We start from the raw sequence: 16,856 nt of genomic DNA on the forward strand, positions 1-16,856 counted from the left end.
TTCCCCGCGTTTGAGGCAGATCAATAGTAATAAGGTGTCTTGGTAGCCCATTCGGTGTTGCCGTAGCGCTTGTGCAGCAGCGAGAAGGCGCTCTTCGACAGCGTTTTGACGTCGGCATCCAGGCAGCCGCCGCGCGTCGACTGGACGGTGACGTATAGCAGCCATGGCAGTGCTGGATCGTTGGGCTGCGCCTTGGCGCGCGCCAGCACGGCGTCGCCGATATAGCCGGTGGCGGTCTTCAGCGTGCCCAGTTGTGCCAGTTCCTTGTCGCGCGTGGCGGTGTCGCCGAGCGATGGCAACGGCAGCGATTCCTCGGCATCGGTATTTTCCATGTAACCCTCGCCAGCTTTGGCCGGCATCTTGCACCACATGTCCGCCAGTGTGTTTTCACGGTCGCGCGGTTTGTCGGCCATGGCGTAACCCTGGAACATCGGTGACATGCCGTAGTTCAGCGCGCCCAGTAACAGCGCGTGGTGCCGCTCCGGCGCCCCTGGCAGCTTGCGGTACTCCGTCGTCAGCCCGGCCAGCGCCGGTGCGATCTGCTCGACCTGCCTCGATGCCGACAACGCCGCTTCGTGCTGGCGCAGCAGGTCAAAGCGCATCCACGCCGCAGTGGCGATGCGCGCGCGCCATTGTGCCGGCAGCGATGGTTGCGCGGCGACCGTCAACAGGTCGGCGGCGGACAGGCCGCTGTTCAGCCAGCGCTGGCCATCGGCGCCGATGTCGACGCTGGGCTGGCGACTCTTCGCCAGCTCGCCGGTGTCCGGGTCGAGATCGATGGCCTGGGTGCGCAACAGGTACTTGGCCGCGTCGGCAGGCGAGGTCGCGACCGCAAAGCGCTCCTGCAAGAACTGGTTGCGTGCGCTATTCGATTGCGCGCCTGTCAGCACAGGGCTGGCCAGCACCGCGTCCGTCAGCGCGCGCGCCTTGTCTGCCTGGCCGGCCAGGCGATAGTGACGCGCCAGCGCATGACGCAATGTCAGGTATTCCGGCGCGGAAGCCGGCACTTGCAGCGCCGCCTGTTCCTGCTCGGGCGTCAGCCTGGTCGAGAGCAGGGCGCTGGCCAGCAGCCAGGCGCGCGCTTGTGGCTTGTTGCCTTCCTTGACGTGGCGCTGCCACTCTGCCAGTGCGTGCGCCGCCTGGTTCTGCTGGATGGTCACGATCCAGTCGACGAAACTGGCACTGCCGCGCAGCTTGTCGCGCGACGGCGATTGCAGCAGATCGTCAGCCAGCACGCGCCAGTCGCCGAGGTGGTCGTCCTTGTAGGGATTCGCGCGCGGGTCGTCGAGCAGCTTGCTCAGTTCCGCAAAGCGCAGCGCGGGCGTCAGGTGTACCTGCATCGAACGGCCGATCGCGCGCGAGGCTTCGTGCAGGGACGCCAGCTCCGGATTGGCCAGGATGTGCGTCACGCTGTCCTGAATGCCCGCAAGTTTTTTCTGCTGTATCGTCAGGCGTGCAGCCGCCGCTTCCGGACTTTCGTTGCGGATGGCCTGCGCTTCGTTCCAGCGCTGGTCTTCCTGCAGATAAACGGCGGCGCGGGCTTGCGCGCGCAGGCTCAGATACTCGCCCCAGCCGCGCAGCGGGTGCTTGTCGGTGGCGCCGATGGCGGCAAACAGTTTCGATGCGCGCGCATAGTCTTCGCTGTAAAAGGCCGCCGACGCCAGCTGGTACTGCTGCATCTGGCGCCAGTACAGTGCCTCGCTTGCCGGCAGTTCCACCGGCGGCGGGATAACTGGCTTCGGCTTTTCATACGGGCTGCGCGTGGAATCGGGATCATCGCCGCACGTCCTGAACACCTGCCGTTGCGACGACACCCACGCCGCCAGCCGCTCCGGCGTGGCGTCCGCACGTTTGGCCAGGCCGTTCAGCGTGGTGATGGCGAAGCTGTAGCTGGTCAGCGGGCAGTTGATATAGCCGTACACCAGACTGTTTCCCTGCCTGGCGGCCATGACCGGTTTTTTAAGGGCGGTGCTGACCGCCTGTTCCCAATCCTTGTAGCCGCCGGCGCCTTCCGAGGCATCCATCCAGCCGCCATGGCGATTGCCGATGGCGCGCAGCAGGCCCGCTTCCTCGACCGGCGCTTTCTTGATGCCATCCGCGCCGAGTATGACGCTGCGCCAGGCGGCGTACAGGTACAAGCGGTTATAGCTGCTCATGACCACGCCCAGATCACCGGTTTCGTAACGCGACAGCGCGATGTCCGGCGCGCTGCGATTCACGTAAGGATCGAACGGGCCGCCGCCGCTGGCGTGCGCGGCGCCGATGCAGGCCAAGGCGGCCAGCGCTGCCAGGATGCGTGGGACAACAGGTTTCATGGTGTGCTCCTTGATAGTGGCGGCTGGTCCGCCCCGTCGCGCTTCCAGGCGTAGCGGTCGAACCAGTAGTTTTTTGCATAGCGTTCGTTGATGGCGCGCGCGAAGGGTTCCTGGGGCGAGAAGCCGGCGCTGCCCGCGCGGCAACTGGCGTGCAGCGTCGCCGGCGATTGTTCGAGGATGGCGCGCATGGCGGCGCTGTCTTTCCCCATGCGGAAGAACATCGGCACGACTTCGTCGGCAGCCAGGCCGTCCAGCCAGGCCGGCGCGCGGCACCACCAGGCCAGTGCGGTGACGCTGAGCTTCAGTTGCGGCGGCAACGCCGTGCGGATGTCCTGCACCAGCGAGCGATAGAACACGCGCTGCGAGGGCTTGGCTTCCATGTCCAGTTGCACCCAGCCGGAGCTGCTGCGTGCGGCGGCGTCCATCATCGCGCTGACGATGATGGCGCGGCTTTTCTCAATATCGACGGGAGGATTGACGGTGCTGACTTCAACGTGCATCACGGGCGTGACCAGCGTGGAGGGCGGCAGGGCGGGCCAGCGTTTGCGCGGCCGCAGCAGGATGTCGTCGCCGCTGAGGAGGATGTGGCGCTGCAGGACGGCCGCCTCGCGCGTCGACCATGCCGGCAGGCGCGCTTCGTCCCACAGCCATGCCGTCTGCTGCGCCAGCGCGCCAGGAGAAAGCAGGACCAGAATGAGTAAAACAACAGGCATCGCGCAATGGGACGGATTCAACCGTCCCATTGTACCGATTTATTTTCCTTCAAGCGCCGCGATTGCAGCGGCGACGCCGGCGCCGTAGGCTGGATCGGCCTGGGTGCAGTTGTCGATGTGACGTTGCTGCACCGGCTTCGATACGCCATGAATCGCACGTGCGGTGTTCTGGAACAGCAGTTGCTTCTTCTCGTCGGTCAGCAGGCGGAACAATTTGCCCGGCTGCGAGAAGTAGTCGGTGTCGACGCGGTGGTTCCAGTGATCTGCCGCGCCTTCCAGCGACAGCGGCGGCTCCTTGAACTGCGGGCTTTCCTGCCATTCGCCACGGCTGTTTGGCTCATACGGCGTCTGGCCGCCGCCGTTCGGCGTCACGCGCATGGCGCCGTCGCGGTGGTAGCTGTGGAACGGGCATTTCGGCGCATTCACCGGGATCTGGTGATGGTTGACGCCGAGGCGATAACGCGCCGCGTCGCCATACGAGAACAGGCGCGATTGCAGCATCTTGTCCGGCGAGAAGCTGACGCCCGGCACCACGTTCGCCGGCGAGAACGCCGATTGCTCGACTTCAGCGAAGTAGTTTTCCGGATTGCGGTTCAGTTCCAGCACGCCGACGTCGATCAGCGGGTAGTCGCCGTGCGGCCATACCTTGGTCAGGTCGAACGGATGGTATGGCACTTTGGACGCATCGGCTTCCGGCATGATCTGCACCGCCAGTTTCCAGCGCGGGAATTCCTTGCGCTCGATGGCGTCGAACAGGTCGCGCTGCGAGCTTTCGCGGTCGGCGCCGACCAGGGCGGCCGCTTCGGCGTCGCTGAGGTTCTCGATGCCTTGCTGCGAGACGAAGTGGAACTTGACCCAGTAGCGCTCATTGGCGGCGTTGATGAACGAGTAGGTGTGGCTGCCGAAACCGTGCATGTGGCGGTAGCCTTTCGGGATGCCGCGATCGCTCATGACGATGGTGACCTGGTGCAGCGCTTCCGGCAGCAAAGTCCAGAAGTCCCAGTTGTTCTCGGCGCTGCGCAGATTGGTCTTGGGATCGCGCTTGACCACGTGGTTCAGGTCCGGGAACTTCAGCGGATCGCGGAAGAAGAACACCGGCGTGTTGTTGCCGACGATGTCCCAGTTGCCTTGTTCGGTGTAGAACTTGACGGCGAAGCCACGGATATCGCGTTCGGCATCAGCCGCGCCGCGTTCGCCGGCGACGGTGGAGAAGCGCAGGAAGACGTCGGTTTGCTTGCCGACTTCCGCGAACAGCGCCGCCTTGGTGTATTTGCTGATGTCGTGGGTGACGGTGAAGCTGCCGTAGGCGCCGGAGCCTTTGGCGTGCATGCGGCGCTCAGGGATGACCTCACGCGCGAAATGCGCCAGCTTTTCCAGGTGCCATACATCTTGCAGCAGGACCGGGCCGCGCGGACCGGCGGTCTGGGTATTTTGATTGTCGACGACGGGTGCGCCGGCGGCAGTAGTGAGATTTTTCATGAAACTTCCTTCGCCTGATTTGGGATGAATGGAAACTTCCAGCATAACGACTACAGCACGACTTCGCCGCTCCCTTTAGGGAGAGGACGTCTGCGGCAGGCGCATTAATTGCGCCTGCGCGAGATTGGCATACAACGGAGGACTGAGCACATGCGATACGCTGCGCGCCACCAGCGCACACGCCATCAGGCTAAGCACCATGGCGTGGCCGTCGACCATTTCCATCACAATGATAAACGAGGTCAGTGGGGCTTGGGTAGCCGCCGCCAGAAAGCCCACCATGCCCAGCGCGATCAGCGTGCTGGCGTGCGGGTAGTGCAGCAGTAGCGCGATGTCGTTGCCCAGTGCGGCGCCGATGGCCAGCGATGGGGCGAAGATCCCGGCCGGCACGCCGGACCACGCGGTAAACCAGGTGGCGATAAATTTGAGGAAGAAGAATAGCCCTGGCTCGTGCTCCGCGCCGGCGAGGATGGCGCGCGTATGGTCCGAACTGCTGCCGAATACCGTGCCGCCCGAATAGACGCCGATCACCGCCACCGCCAGGCCACAGCCGGCGGCAAACCATACCGGCCGGCTGGCGCGCATGCGGCTGAACCAGTCGCGCGGCGCGCCGCTCAGCGATGCCAGCAGCAGCCGGGAGAACAGGCCGCCGGCAAGGCCGCTGGCCAGCGTAACGATCAGTCCAGGCACGATCAGCGAGGCGTCGATGCCGGTGGCGTGTATCCAGCCGAAATAGGTGGCATTGCCGTTGATTGACACGGCCATCAGCCCGGCCAGCACGATGGCGGCCATCAGCAGGCCGCTGCTGCGCTGCTCGGGCGTGCGCGATAACTCCTCGATGGCGAACATGACGCCGCCCAGCGGCGTGTTGAAGGCGGCGGCGATGCCGGCCGCGCCGCCAGCCACCAGCAGGCCATGCGCGCTGACGCCGCTGCGTTCCGGCAGCCAGCGGCGTGCGGTCAGCATGATGCCGGCCGCCACCTGCACCGACGGCCCCTCGCGGCCCAGCGACAGGCCGGCCAGCAAGCCCCAGGTGGTCAGCAGCACCTTGGCGACGCTCAGCTTCAGCGAGACAAATAATCCTTGTTTTTCAGGCGCGGTGACCGGCTCCAGCGCGGCCATCACCTGCGGGATGCCGGAACCGCCCGCGCCGGCGGCGTAGCGGCGTGTCAGCCAGACGATGGCGGCGGTGCAGGCCGGCGTCCACAGCAGCGGCGACCACCACCAGCGTCCGGCCATGGCGGAGAAGTGCTCGAAGGCGAATTCGGACACCGCCGTGAAACCGACCACCGCCAGTCCCGCCAGCACCGCAAACGCCATCACCAGGCAGCGCGAGCGCCACACCCGCCAGTCGCTGAATTCTTTGCGGAAGGTGCGGCGGATATTGTGGTTGGGCTGCATGGCGTATCGGGTCCGGAAATGAAAAACGCCCGGCTTGAAGGCCGGGCGCTCTATCTTACATCACTTCAGCAATGGATTACTTGCTTGGGTAGACGATGTCGTCGCGACGGTCGTGGGCGCGGGCTGCGTCGTCGGTGCCGGAGACTTTCTCTTTACCGTACGATACGGCTTCTACCTGGCCATCTTTCACGCCTTGTGCTTTCAGGGCGGTTGCCAGGGCTTGCGCGCGCTTCTGGCCCAGGGCCAGATTGTATTCTGCGCCGCCGCGGTCATCGGTGTTGCCTTCGACTTTGATCGCTACGTTCGGGTTAGCCGACAGGAACTTGGCGTGATCCGCTACCAGTGCGTCGAATTCTGGCTTGACGGTGTATTTGTCGAAGTCGAAGAAGACGCTACGGTTTTTGTAGATCGAGCTGTTTGGGTCCAGGTAGGCTGGCAGCGGTGCTGGTGCTGGCGCTGGTGCCGGTGCTGGAGCAGCCACTGGTGCTGGTGCTGGCGCCGGAGCTGGCGCTGGTGCTGGGGTTGGAGCAGGTGCTGGGGTCGAGCAAGCGCTCAACAGAGCGATGGTGCAGGCTGCCAGCAGGGTATTGGTTTTAGCTTTCATCGAAATTACTCCCGAATTGGTTTTGTTTGTGGGGACACGCTAGGGTGTGAGGCTGTTCCGCAGCCCGCGAGCGACATTATATAAGGGTTTCCCTTTGAAATATTGGTGTCTTGCATTATTTTTTCAACCAAGATAAAAAAGGCGCAAGATCGGTATCGTTTTCGACGTACCACGCACGCCGGGCAATGTCGAATTTCGCGCCCAGCGCCTTGACCTGGTCCTTGTCCTGGAAACTGGCGGTCAGGTAGTAACGCGTAGGCGGCGTGGCAACGGGCGCGCGCGCGTTGCGCTCCAGGGCAGTCTCGGCGGCTGCTGAAGATTTAGGCAAACGCATCTGGGCGATGAAGCTGCTGCGCTTGCCGGCGTCCGTGGGCGACAACAGCGTCAAGCGTGTGCGGGCGCGGGTTGCAGCCACATAGAACAGATTTTCTTCTTCCCGCCGAGGCTGCGATGGATGGGGGAATTCGCCTTCCTCCAGAAAAGCCAGGATGACGTGATCGAACTCCTTGCCCTTGGCGTTGGCTGCACATTCGATGAGCACCGACTTGCGGTCGCGCTTGCGGCGGATGAAGGCTTCACGGCTGTTGACCGCGTTCCAGAACTCGCGCAGGGTCTGGCCTGAAGTGGCGGCGGCCTGCAACAGGCTGTCGATCGATCGGGTGATAACGCTGGCGTCGTAGGCGCGCACAAAGATGCGGCGCGCGGTGGCAGCCAGCTGCACCCGTTCGCACAATTCGGTCAGCACGGCGGCGGCTGGCGTGGCCGGATCGACGCCGGACAGCCAGGCCAGCGCGGCGATCACCGCGCGCTTGGTGCTTTCGCTGGCGACATCGCGGTAGTCCGGCTCAACGCCATCGCGGCGCTCGTCGTCGATCAGGAACAGTTCGCCCAACAGGTCCGGGCTTTTCAGGATCTGCTGCTTGAAGTTGTCCATGCTGCGCGCATGGAACTTCATTTCGCTGAAGGCGACCAGCGCGTCGACGATGGCCACGCGCACCTGTTCCGACTTGACGGCGGCAAAATCCTTGAGCGCGATCGCCAGCAGGCCACGCAGGAACAGGATCTCGTCGCGTTGCAGGTAGCCGGCCATCGGCGGCGTGCGGTAGTCGATATCGGCTTCGATCAGGGCGTTCTCGATGGCCATCGACTGGTGGCGGTCGCGGATCAGGATGGCGCAGCCGTCGTAGTGATGGCCGTCGGCCTTCCACTGGCGTACGGCCGCCACCGCGCGCTGCGCGCAGCCGGCGGCGTCGTCGTAGTGGGCGTGCAGGATCTCGGTGCGCAACGGCAGTGCGGATTCCACCTGCTTTTGCTTGAACTCGGCCATGGCGTAGGCCAGGTGCGGGCCGTGGCGCCAGGTCTGCGTCAGCGGATAGCGGACCAGTTTGGGGAAGCGTTCGACGAAGCGGCGGTTCAGGTAGGCGTCGCTGGCGCCCAGCCTGGCGTGGATGACCTGGTCCTTGTCGCCGGCGCCGACGAAGAAGCATGGCGGCCGGTCGATCAGCGCTTCCAGGATGCGGAAGGCGGCTTCATTGAGATCGTGCAGTTCGTCGCACAGCACCAGCCGGTAGTCGGGGAACTGTTCGGCCAGGCGCGCGCCGCCGTGCAGGTTGCAGGCCAGGTCGTAAGTGGCGTCGAACGGGCCGCGGAACACCGCGCCGGCACCGCCGTCCAGGCGCAGTGTTTCATATTCGATGGTGGTCAGGTAGTCGGTCAGCGTGATGCCTAAAATTTCGGCAGCCTCGTCATGACCCATCAGTTCGACGTCGGTTTCCAGCGCCATCGTGGCTTTCAGACCGAGCTGGACGTCGAGGAATTGCGCCAGCGCCAGGCTGTGCGTGTGCAGTTCCAGGCCGTCGAGGCTGCCGGCGTAACGCTCGCCGGTGCGGTCGATGGCTTGCAGCGCATAGTCCTTCAGCGTGCGCGGATCGCGGCACTGGCGCACGTCGTCGCCATCGGCCAGGTCCATCATCCAGGCGGCAAAATCTTCAAACGTCAGCACGGCGATGCGCTCCACCAGCGCCGACGGTACGCCCACTTCCAGCAGGCGGCGGCGCAGCACGTCGCGCGCTTCAGGCGTGAAAGTCAGCGCCAGCATCTGTTCCGGCGCCAGTTTGCGCGCCAGCGCCTCGCCGATGCGCAGCGCCAGTGTGGTGGTCTTGGCAGCGCCGGCGTTGGCGTCGACCAGCACGACCTTGTTCTGTGCCAGCTGAATGGCAGTCTGTTCAGCGGTCGGGATCAGGCCTTGCGGAGTGAAGCGGGGAGTATTGGGTGGTGTCGGCTGGTTCATCCGCTACATTATAGCGACCGGCAGCGGCAAGCCGGTAGCGGCCAGGCTTGGCGTGTGCGCCCCGGCCGGCGTCAGGCGCGCGGTGGCGCCTTCGATGAACTGGGCGCTGAACACGCGCTTTTCGGTGTCCGTTTCGTGCTGGTCTATGCGCGCGCACAGCAGTTCGGCGGCGGCAGCGGCCATTTTTGGCATCGGCTGGCGTAGCGTGGTCAGGTTGTAGCTGATCCAGTTGGATGGCTCGACCGCGTCGAAACCAGCCACCGACAGCTGGCCCGGCACGTCCAGCCCCAGCTCGTGGCGGGCGCAGTCCAGGCAGCCGATGGCCATGACGTCGCTGCCGCAGATGATGGCGTCCGGCACGCTGCCCAGTTGCGCGATGATGGCCTTCAGCCCCAGCGCGCCGCTGCGGTAATCGTATTCGCCCGGCACCACCACCGGCGCTGGCAGGCCCAGTTCGGCCAGGCGTTCGACCGCGCCACGGCGGCGCTCGCTGGCCACGCTGGAATCCATATTGCCGCCGATGATGCCGAACTGGCGGTGGCCGGCGGCGGCCAGGCGCGAGGCCAGCATGCGGCCGGCCTCGGCATGGTCGCAGGTGACGGTGTTGACCGAGCGGTCGCGCAGCGTGCGGTTGAACAGCACCACCGGCATGCGGCGGCGGTCGAATTCGGCGATGTGCTCGTCGGACAGGCGGGCGGCGGCGATCACGCCATCGACCTGGTATTGCCAGACATCGGCCAGTACGCGGTCGACATCGGCCTCGCGCTGCAAGGTGAACAGCAGCACGCGCTTGCCGCGCACGGTCAGCTGCTGGCTGACTTCAGCCAGCAGCTCCGGGTAGTACAGGTTGGCCTGGTTGGTGATCATCAGCGCCACCATATTGGAGCGGCGGGTAATCAGGCTGCGGGCGGCGGCGTTGGGGATGTAGTCGAGCAGGGCGGCGGCCTTCATCACCAAGGCATAGGTAGCCTTGGAAACGCTGGCGCCGGGCTTGAAGCAGCGCGATACCGCTGATTGCGATACGCCGGCCACTTGTGCCACGTCATAGGAAGTCACTCGGCGATTTTCACTGGCGATCACGGCTCGCAACTCGGTCGCGCAATGCTCAACTGTCAGCTTGGATTTGCTCATCGTCTGGAACGCAGGCCCGCTTATTCTTTTGTTAGTTAAACGAGGATATTAAAAAACTTACCCAATGGCAATAAGTATCGCATTTCTGCAAAGAAATATCCTCTCTATTGTGGCTATACCGCAATGGTTGCCGAAATTGGGCTTTCTCTGATAAAATCTCGCCCCTTTACCTGAACGGAAGGGGCAAGATGTCCATCGCTTGCGGCGTCGATTTCGGCACGTCCAATTCCACCGTCGGCTGGGTGCGTCCCGGCCAGCCGGTGATGCTCGGACTTGAGGATGGCAAGACGACCTTGCCGTCGGTAATTTTCTTCAATGCGGATGACGACCAGGTCAGCTACGGCCGTGCCGCGCTGGCCGAATATCTGGCCGGCTACGAAGGGCGTTTGATGCGCTCGATGAAAAGCCTGCTCGGCACCAGCCTGATCGACGGTCAGACCGAGGTGGGCGGCCGCGCGCTGCCGTTTCGCATGCTGCTGTCGCAGTTCATCGGCGAACTGAAGCACCGTGCCGAACGGTCGGCCGGCCGCGAATTCAGCTCGGCGGTATTTGGCCGTCCGGTGCACTTCATCGATGACAGCCAGGAAAACGATCAGCTGGCGGAAGACACGCTGGCCGAGGTGGCACGCTCGGTCGGCTTCAAGGACATTGCCTTCCAGTTCGAGCCAATTGCCGCTGCGTTTGATTATGAATCGCAGATCGACCGCGAGGAACTGGTGCTGATCGCCGACATCGGCGGCGGTACGTCGGACTTCTCGCTGGTGCGCCTGTCGCCGCAGCGGGCAAAAAAGGCCGAGCGCCGCGATGACATCCTGGCCAACGGCGGCGTCCACATCGGCGGCACCGACTTCGATAAATACCTGAGCCTGTCGTCCATCATGCCACTGCTGGGTTATGGCAGCCGCCTGCGCAACAACAGCGAGGTGCCATCCAGCTACTTCTTCAACCTGGCGACCTGGCACACCATCAACCAGGTCTACACCAAGAAAATGTGGACCCAGCTGTCCGATTTGCTGCGCGATTCGGCCGAGCAGGAAAAACTGCATCGGCTGCAACGCCTGATCGACGAGCGCGCCGGCCACTGGCTGGCGATGAAGGCGGAAGAGGGCAAGATCGCGCTGTCCGCCGCCGAGCAGGTGCAGCTGGACCTGGACCGCCTGGCGCCGCCGGTGATGCTGGAACTGCAGCGCGCCCAGTTCGACGGCGCTATCGATCATCTGGTCGGTTCGGTGGAAAACACGGTGCTGTCGCTGCTGCGCGATGCCGGCGTCAAGCCGGAAAATGTCGACACGGTGTTCTTCACCGGTGGTTCCAGCGGCGTGCGCAAGCTGCGCGAGCGCATCGGCGCGCTGGTGCCGACTGCGCGCAAGGTCGAAGGCGACCTGTTTGGCAGCATCGGCGCCGGCCTGGCGCTGGATGCCGTGCGCAAGTTCGGATAAGCCATGCTCGATCAACCGATTGTCATGCTGGACTTTGAAACCACGGGCCTGACGCCAGTGCAGGGCGACCGCATCACCGAAGTGGCGGCGCTGCGCATCGTCGGCGGCCAGGTGGTGGAGCGCTATGTGTCGCTGGTGAATTGTGGCGTGCGCATTCCATCCTTCATCACCGGCCTGACCGGCATCACGCAAGCGATGGTCGACAGCGCCCCGCCGGCCGCACAGGTGGTGCCGGCGCTGCTGGACTTTATCGGCAGCGATCCGCTGTCCGCCCACAACGCCAGCTTCGATGAAAAATTCCTGCGCGCTGAAGCCGCGCGGCTGGACCTGGCGCCACGCCACGCGGCACTGGTGTGCTCGCTGAAGCTGTCGCGCCGGGTGTTTCCGCAACTCGGCAGCTACAAGCTGGGCCAGTTGTCGGGCGCGCTGGGCATCCGCTTCCGCAGCGCCGCCCACCGGGCCGAGGCGGACGCCGAGGTCGCCGCACAGGTGCTGATCCATATCGGCCAGCACCTGCGTGCCAGCTATGGTATCGGCCAGGTCGACACGGATCTGCTGGTTTCCGTCAACAAGCTCGCGGCCGCCAAGGTGCCGCAATTCCTGCAAAAGCGCGGCCAGCCCGTTTGAGCCGCGTCAAACTCCATCGGGGAGCGCGTTTTACACTTCAATCAACAATGTTGTCATGTTGTTCAGGGGTGTATGATGAAAAAACAGTGCTCGGCCAAGCAAGGCCATGACGTTTACCTGTGGTTCCTCGACGCTGCCGAGCGCGGCAATGCCTACGCCCAGTTCAACCTCGGCCGCATACTGAGAGCGGGCGAGGGCGTCGCGCGGGACGAGGCAGCGGCCTTCCTGTGGATGAGCAAGGCTGCCGGCCAGGGCTTGGCCTATGCGCAGAATCATCTGGGCACCATGTACTACCACGGCCGTGGCGTCGATAATAACGACCAGCACGCGTTGCACTGGTTCCGCTGCGCGGCCCGCCAGGGCGATGCCTCCGCCCAGCAAAATCTCGGACTCCTGTACAAGAAAGGACGTGGCGTCGCGCAGAGTGACGATCTGGCGCTGTCGTGGTTTTGCCGTGCCGCCGATCAAGGGCTCGCCAGCGCCCAGACCTTGCTCGGCGAAGTCTACGCCAACGGTTGCGGCGCGCCGCGCAACTATCCGATGGCGCTGGCATGGTTCCGCAAGGCCGCGCTGCAAAACGACGCCAACGCCCAGCTGCACCTGGGCCTGATGTACAAGCATGGTCACGGCGTGGCGCGCAACGAGGCGCAGGCGGTTGCGTGGTTCCGGCAAGCGGCGGCGCAGGACGATCCGGTGGCGCAGCGGCTGGTTGGTGTTGCTTATGCTGAAGGCCTGGGCGTGCCGTCCGACGCGCGGCGCGCCTTCGCCTGGCTGCTGCGCGCCGCCGAGCAGGACGACGCCGATGCCCAGTTCAACCTCGGCGTGATGCTGGCCCATGGCAAAGGTGTCGAGCCGGATCACGAACAGGCGTTCACCTGGTATCACCGGGCGGCCGAGGCTGGCCATGCGCTCGCCCAGTACAACCTCGGCGGCATGTACGCGCGCGGTCGCGGCGTCGAGCGGGACGAGCGGCGCGCGCTGGAGTGGTACAGGCTGGCCGCAGAGCAGGGCACGCCGCACGCGCAATTCAATGTCGCCGTCATGTACGCCAACGGCCATGGCGTGACCAAGGACGACGTGCTGGCCGCCGCCTGGTATCGCAGCGCCGCCGAACAGGGGGACGCCAGCGCGCAGAACAACCTCGGCGTCATGTACGCCAACGGACTCGGCGTCGAGCGTGATGATGCGCAGGCGGTGGACTGGTACGGCAGGGCGGCCGAGCAGGATCACGCGCTGGCGCAGTTCAACCTGGGTGGCATGTATGGCAGCGGACGCGGTGTCGAGCGCGATCCGGCGCTATCGTTCATGTGGTTGACGCTGGCGGCGCAGGGCGGCGATGTCGCCGCTGTCAGCAACCGCCGCAAGATGTCGCTGGCGATGACGCCGCAAGCCATCGCCGCCGCCCAGGAACTGGCGCGCCGCTGGCGCGATGCGCATCCGCTACGGATGAGCGTCCGCAGTTAAATCCAGATAATCAACGCCACCAAACCGATGATCAGGGCGGCCTTGGTGATCTGATAGGCGGTTTTATTCCAGGCCTTGTAGCGACGTCGGTACTGCCCCATGACATAGGAGATCGTGAACAGTTTGCTGATCAGGCCAGTCTGGTCGCCGGTTTCGTTGGGTGAACTGGCGGCGGTCATCAATGTGCGGCCGAGCCAGGCGTTGACCGCCTGGGCCCAGCGGAAACGCATCGGACGTTCGATATCGCAGAACAAAATCACGCGGTCGGTCTCGCTGCCGTTGACCGCCCAGTGGATATAGGTTTCGTCGAAAATGACGCTCTGGCCATCGCGCCAGCTATGACGCTGGCCGTCGACCTCGATGAAGCAGCGGTCGTCGTTCGGCGTCGCCAGGCCGAGGTGATAGCGCAGCGAGCCTGCATACGGATCGCGGTGCGGGTTGAGCTTGGCGCCGGGCGGCAGCTCGGCAAACATCGCCGCCTTCACCGACGGAATAGCGCGCAGCAGCGCCACCGTCTGTGGGCACAGGCGTTCAGCGGATGGGTGACTGGCACCGTACCACTTCAGGTAGAAGCGCTTCCAGCCGGTTTTAAAGAAGGAATTGAAGCCAGCGTCGTTGTTTTGCTCGGCCGCCTTGATTTTTTGCAGCGCCAGCAGATTGATCGCCTCGGTGCGGATGATTTCCCAGTTCTGCTGCAAGGGCGCCAGGTCGCCCCATAGCTTAGGCTCTGGAAACGGCTGCGCAGGCACACGCGAAAACACCTGCATGAACAGATTGATCGGCGCCATGAACGACGAGTGGTCGAACAACTGGCGCATGAAAGGCAGCCGCACCTTGCCGCGAAAATGGACGTGCAAAACGCAAAAAAACAGAAAACCCACGCCGACATACTTCATAACTCATCCTTCGCTAATACCGTGCTGATACACGTTGGCTAAACGCCATTGTACTGTCGTTCGCGGGAAGGCGCTGGAGAGCATGAAAAAACTTCATCTCGGGTGCAGTTTTACAATCCCTGACAAATGTCACTGTCGTTCGGGATGTTTGTCGGATGTGCGGCGGCGATACGGTGCGTAGAATGTCTTACATCGGCAGCACACAAGCAATAACGCAGTACCTAAAACCTGAACCCCGTTTTAGTTGAAGTAGTAACCCGTTACTCAACCAACTTTTACGAGGCTCATCATGAACGCAATCACCAACTTCATCCGCAACGAAGACGGCATCACCGCTATCGAATACGCCCTGATGGCAGCAGCCATCGCCGCAGCGATTACCGCTGGCCTGGCTATCCTCGGCCCTAAGATCACGGCTTCGCTGACCTACATCTCCGGCCTGATCAAGTCTTCGTAATCGCCGTCTGCTGCAAACAAAAAGCCGGAACTGTTGTTCCGGCTTTTTTTGCTTCTTAAAAATAATAGTTGGCCAGACTTCCGCTTCCGCCCCCCCCGAGCGGACGCTCAATGCTCACTCGGTATGAGCACGATCTGAATGTGAAGCTGCGATGCTAACGACGACCAAATAAGCTTTTTACAAAACCGGACACGCGGCGCAGCACGCGCGCCTCCAGCGCGACCCAGCGCGTCAGCCAAGTCGGTAACTTGACGTCACTGGTCAGTTTTTCAGCGATTTGTTCAGGCGTTTTGTCAGACGCGAAAATTGCCTTGTAAAAGCCGAACAGGATTCTGATCTCGATCAGTACAAGCACGACCATCGCCGTCGTGCGCAGCCAGCTGAGGGAACCAAGCAAATGCTGATGTTCAAGGGGAACAATGTGGCCAGCTGCCCAGATTCCGAGCGAAGCGAGACATACCGCGCGTATGGTCGCCGCTGCTCCTCGGGCGCGGTAGCACCAAAGGTAGAGCAGCGGCAGCACAACCGCCAAGTCGAATACCACTGCGGCTTCGAGCAGGCGTGGATGACTCCAGTCCTGGAAGTGAAGTGCGCTTACGTCTCCAAGGGCAACAGCGATCGCCAGTGGGTAGAACCAGTTGTTGCGCAACCATGTATGCCCCATCCGCTCTTCTGGAAATAATCGTGCCATTGCTTTCCCTAAATTAATAAATGCTGAAGCTACGTATTGGAGAAATACGCGACCGTCCGCAACTGGCCGCAGACAGCCATGCTTCTAAGCAGCCTACTCGTATTTTGCTAAGTCTTCCTCCAGACGTAGCTTTCATTCAAGGCAAGAAGTAGTCGAAATGATAATAGTGCTTTCCGCTCGTGATCTCTATTGTCATAGCGCCGGTAAGGCCCATCAGCTCGCCCGTTCCGGAATCTGGTACTACCGTCAACACGAGCGACAATGCGCCGCGATTCATCGTACCGCTATGTTGCAACACGAAACTGCCCTTGTGCCCGTTTAGACTGCCTTCCACGCGCTCCATCGCCACGTAGCCGGCGGAACCGGACACCGCAGTGCGAAATGCCAGCATCTCGCCCAAGCTGTGCGCCACAAGATCCCCATCGAATTGTTTGTCAATGGTCATCCGGCCGAGACCAGTGGGCTCGAGGCCCGGAGCCGGCGGCTGCGGTGTCAATTTGACGTCGAATTGTCCTGAAGCCTGCATTGTCTTCTCCTTAGTTCCGATGTTTGCCTCCGCGTGACCTATAAATGCCAACAGAGCGAAGATTCCTGCCAGTCGTTTGATGATCATCGTAATGTCCTTTGCGTAAAATACGCGAGACACTGTATGCCGCTGGGTCTCATTATGATTGGAAAAACGCGAACCATTTTCGTGAGGGGCGGACTCTATTGAGCTAATGTCCGCATGTGGCCGCTTGACGATGATGCTTACATCTCATATGAGGCTGCTGTTTTGTAATCCAGTCCATACAGTTTTTCTAAGGCGGTTTGTTCAGCCGGAGAATTGACTAAGGTGCAGTTTTTTATATCAGCATTTTCGACGCTGACCGGTCCAAACCAGTCGTATACACCAGAAAGGCCGCCCGTACGCAAAATCCATACTTTGCGTAGTGAGCGGTGAACGAAGAGCGTGTGATGGAAGCCGTCCATTATGCCAGGAGCCTCTGGCAAAACTATCTGAACCAAACCACCGCTCATGTAAACGGTTGGCTTAGCCGTCAGAGGTATCTCGACGTCAAAACCCGAAAAAGATATTCCATATTTGCTCACCAGCGTATCAGACAGGCTACAGCATAATGCATCAATTGACGCCAGTCCTATTGTAAGCAAGAAGAATAATTGTTTCATTTTCATCGCCCTAGCGCATCGATATAAAGGTTGAATTGAACCGCTTCAGGTCGCAAGTTTTGAAGGTTAGTGCCACATCCACCGAGAACACAGAAGACGAGAAATCGGGTTGGATGATCCGCCCAGACAATTATCTGTTGACCAGACCTTCCGCCGAGGTAAAGTACGCCGCTAAATAC

The 16,856-nt window shown here is 62.4% G+C and carries 15 protein-coding genes; 4 read left to right on the top strand and 11 right to left on the bottom strand.

What is annotated here, in order from left to right; all coding sequences use genetic code 11:
• Nucleotides 1-20: 20 nt before the first annotated feature.
• The 7 genes from BLS51_RS20590 to BLS51_RS20620 all read right to left on the bottom strand — a co-directional run bounded on the left by BLS51_RS20590 (nt 21) and on the right by BLS51_RS20620 (nt 9,858).
• On the bottom strand, nt 21-2,315 hold the full coding sequence (locus tag BLS51_RS20590; protein WP_090187645.1) for a hypothetical protein: 2,295 nt from the start codon (nt 2,313-2,315) through the stop codon (nt 21-23).
• The gene (locus BLS51_RS20595) at nt 2,312-3,028 is read right to left on the bottom strand and encodes a hypothetical protein (protein ID WP_090187650.1); all 717 of its coding nucleotides are present in this window, start codon (nt 3,026-3,028) and stop codon (nt 2,312-2,314) included. The genes BLS51_RS20590 and BLS51_RS20595 overlap by 4 nt, the downstream gene beginning before the upstream one ends.
• Nucleotides 3,029-3,067: 39 nt before the next feature.
• Nucleotides 3,068-4,507: a catalase gene (locus BLS51_RS20600; RefSeq protein ID WP_090187654.1), complete on the bottom strand. Its 1,440-nt coding sequence runs from the start codon at nt 4,505-4,507 to the stop codon at nt 3,068-3,070.
• Nucleotides 4,508-4,582: 75 nt separating this feature from the next.
• A complete protein-coding gene (locus BLS51_RS20605; RefSeq protein ID WP_090187658.1) occupies nt 4,583-5,908 on the bottom strand; it encodes a chloride channel protein in 1,326 nt (441 codons plus the stop codon).
• A gap of 76 nt (nt 5,909-5,984) precedes the next feature.
• Entirely contained in the window at nt 5,985-6,512 is a 528-nt protein-coding gene (locus BLS51_RS20610; RefSeq protein WP_090187662.1) for an OmpA family protein, read from the bottom strand.
• A 115-nt stretch (nt 6,513-6,627) separates the two neighbouring features.
• A complete protein-coding gene (locus tag BLS51_RS20615; RefSeq protein ID WP_090187666.1) occupies nt 6,628-8,802 on the bottom strand; it encodes a 3'-5' exonuclease in 2,175 nt (724 codons plus the stop codon).
• A 3-nt stretch (nt 8,803-8,805) separates the two neighbouring features.
• Nucleotides 8,806-9,858 carry a LacI family DNA-binding transcriptional regulator gene (locus tag BLS51_RS20620; protein ID WP_229207664.1) on the bottom strand — a complete coding sequence of 351 codons (1,053 nt, stop codon included), beginning with the start codon at nt 9,856-9,858 and terminating at the stop codon, nt 8,806-8,808.
• Nucleotides 9,859-10,121: 263 nt separating this feature from the next.
• On the opposite strand from BLS51_RS20620, the gene BLS51_RS20625 reads away from it, so the two are divergent.
• The 3 genes from BLS51_RS20625 to BLS51_RS20635 all read left to right on the top strand — a co-directional run bounded on the left by BLS51_RS20625 (nt 10,122) and on the right by BLS51_RS20635 (nt 13,463).
• Nucleotides 10,122-11,372 (top strand): Hsp70 family protein, encoded by a 1,251-nt coding sequence (locus BLS51_RS20625; protein WP_090187674.1) that lies wholly within the window; start codon nt 10,122-10,124, stop codon nt 11,370-11,372.
• A gap of 3 nt (nt 11,373-11,375) precedes the next feature.
• Nucleotides 11,376-11,999: a 3'-5' exonuclease gene (locus BLS51_RS20630; RefSeq protein WP_090187677.1), complete on the top strand. Its 624-nt coding sequence runs from the start codon at nt 11,376-11,378 to the stop codon at nt 11,997-11,999.
• A gap of 75 nt (nt 12,000-12,074) precedes the next feature.
• The gene (locus BLS51_RS20635; RefSeq protein ID WP_090188450.1) at nt 12,075-13,463 is read left to right on the top strand and encodes a tetratricopeptide repeat protein; all 1,389 of its coding nucleotides are present in this window, start codon (nt 12,075-12,077) and stop codon (nt 13,461-13,463) included.
• Here the strand turns inward: BLS51_RS20635 and lpxO are convergent.
• Nucleotides 13,460-14,359 carry a lipid A hydroxylase LpxO gene (lpxO, locus tag BLS51_RS20640; protein WP_090187680.1) on the bottom strand — a complete coding sequence of 300 codons (900 nt, stop codon included), beginning with the start codon at nt 14,357-14,359 and terminating at the stop codon, nt 13,460-13,462. The two genes, BLS51_RS20635 and lpxO, sit on opposite strands and share 4 nt — an antisense overlap.
• A 289-nt stretch (nt 14,360-14,648) precedes the next feature.
• On the opposite strand from lpxO, the gene BLS51_RS20645 reads away from it, so the two are divergent.
• The gene (locus BLS51_RS20645) at nt 14,649-14,816 is read left to right on the top strand and encodes a Flp family type IVb pilin (RefSeq protein ID WP_154360730.1); all 168 of its coding nucleotides are present in this window, start codon (nt 14,649-14,651) and stop codon (nt 14,814-14,816) included.
• A gap of 154 nt (nt 14,817-14,970) precedes the next feature.
• Here the strand turns inward: BLS51_RS20645 and BLS51_RS20650 are convergent, their stop codons facing one another.
• The 3 genes from BLS51_RS20650 to BLS51_RS29520 all read right to left on the bottom strand — a co-directional run bounded on the left by BLS51_RS20650 (nt 14,971) and on the right by BLS51_RS29520 (nt 16,677).
• Nucleotides 14,971-15,507, bottom strand: coding sequence for a hypothetical protein (locus tag BLS51_RS20650; protein ID WP_139168746.1), 537 nt, complete (start codon nt 15,505-15,507; stop codon nt 14,971-14,973).
• A 136-nt stretch (nt 15,508-15,643) separates the two neighbouring features.
• A complete protein-coding gene (locus BLS51_RS20655) occupies nt 15,644-16,033 on the bottom strand; it encodes a DUF3224 domain-containing protein (RefSeq protein WP_090188453.1) in 390 nt (129 codons plus the stop codon).
• A 224-nt stretch (nt 16,034-16,257) separates the two neighbouring features.
• On the bottom strand, nt 16,258-16,677 hold the full coding sequence (locus tag BLS51_RS29520; protein ID WP_139168747.1) for a hypothetical protein: 420 nt from the start codon (nt 16,675-16,677) through the stop codon (nt 16,258-16,260).
• Nucleotides 16,678-16,856 lie beyond the last annotated feature (179 nt).

This window comes from Duganella sp. OV510, assembly GCF_900100205.1.
GTDB lineage: Bacteria > Pseudomonadota > Gammaproteobacteria > Burkholderiales > Burkholderiaceae_D > Rugamonas.

What these genes read in the sequence shown, in the direction of transcription:
- BLS51_RS20600 (WP_090187654.1), bottom strand. Translation starts at nt 4,507, where the DNA reads ATGAAAAATCTCACTACTGCCGCCGGCGCACCCGTCGTCGACAATCAA.
- BLS51_RS20590 (WP_090187645.1), bottom strand. Translation starts at nt 2,315, where the DNA reads ATGAAACCTGTTGTCCCACGCATCCTGGCAGCGCTGGCCGCCTTGGCC.
- BLS51_RS20650 (WP_139168746.1), bottom strand. Translation starts at nt 15,507, where the DNA reads ATGGCACGATTATTTCCAGAAGAGCGGATGGGGCATACATGGTTGCGC.
- BLS51_RS20615 (WP_090187666.1), bottom strand. Translation starts at nt 8,802, where the DNA reads ATGAACCAGCCGACACCACCCAATACTCCCCGCTTCACTCCGCAAGGC.
- BLS51_RS20625 (WP_090187674.1), top strand. Translation starts at nt 10,122, where the DNA reads ATGTCCATCGCTTGCGGCGTCGATTTCGGCACGTCCAATTCCACCGTC.
- BLS51_RS20605 (WP_090187658.1), bottom strand. Translation starts at nt 5,908, where the DNA reads ATGCAGCCCAACCACAATATCCGCCGCACCTTCCGCAAAGAATTCAGC.
- BLS51_RS20645 (WP_154360730.1), top strand. Translation starts at nt 14,649, where the DNA reads ATGAACGCAATCACCAACTTCATCCGCAACGAAGACGGCATCACCGCT.
- BLS51_RS20635 (WP_090188450.1), top strand. Translation starts at nt 12,075, where the DNA reads ATGAAAAAACAGTGCTCGGCCAAGCAAGGCCATGACGTTTACCTGTGG.
- BLS51_RS20595 (WP_090187650.1), bottom strand. Translation starts at nt 3,028, where the DNA reads ATGCCTGTTGTTTTACTCATTCTGGTCCTGCTTTCTCCTGGCGCGCTG.
- BLS51_RS29520 (WP_139168747.1), bottom strand. Translation starts at nt 16,677, where the DNA reads ATGAAACAATTATTCTTCTTGCTTACAATAGGACTGGCGTCAATTGAT.
- BLS51_RS20610 (WP_090187662.1), bottom strand. Translation starts at nt 6,512, where the DNA reads ATGAAAGCTAAAACCAATACCCTGCTGGCAGCCTGCACCATCGCTCTG.
- BLS51_RS20630 (WP_090187677.1), top strand. Translation starts at nt 11,376, where the DNA reads ATGCTCGATCAACCGATTGTCATGCTGGACTTTGAAACCACGGGCCTG.
- lpxO (WP_090187680.1), bottom strand. Translation starts at nt 14,359, where the DNA reads ATGAAGTATGTCGGCGTGGGTTTTCTGTTTTTTTGCGTTTTGCACGTC.
- BLS51_RS20655 (WP_090188453.1), bottom strand. Translation starts at nt 16,033, where the DNA reads ATGCAGGCTTCAGGACAATTCGACGTCAAATTGACACCGCAGCCGCCG.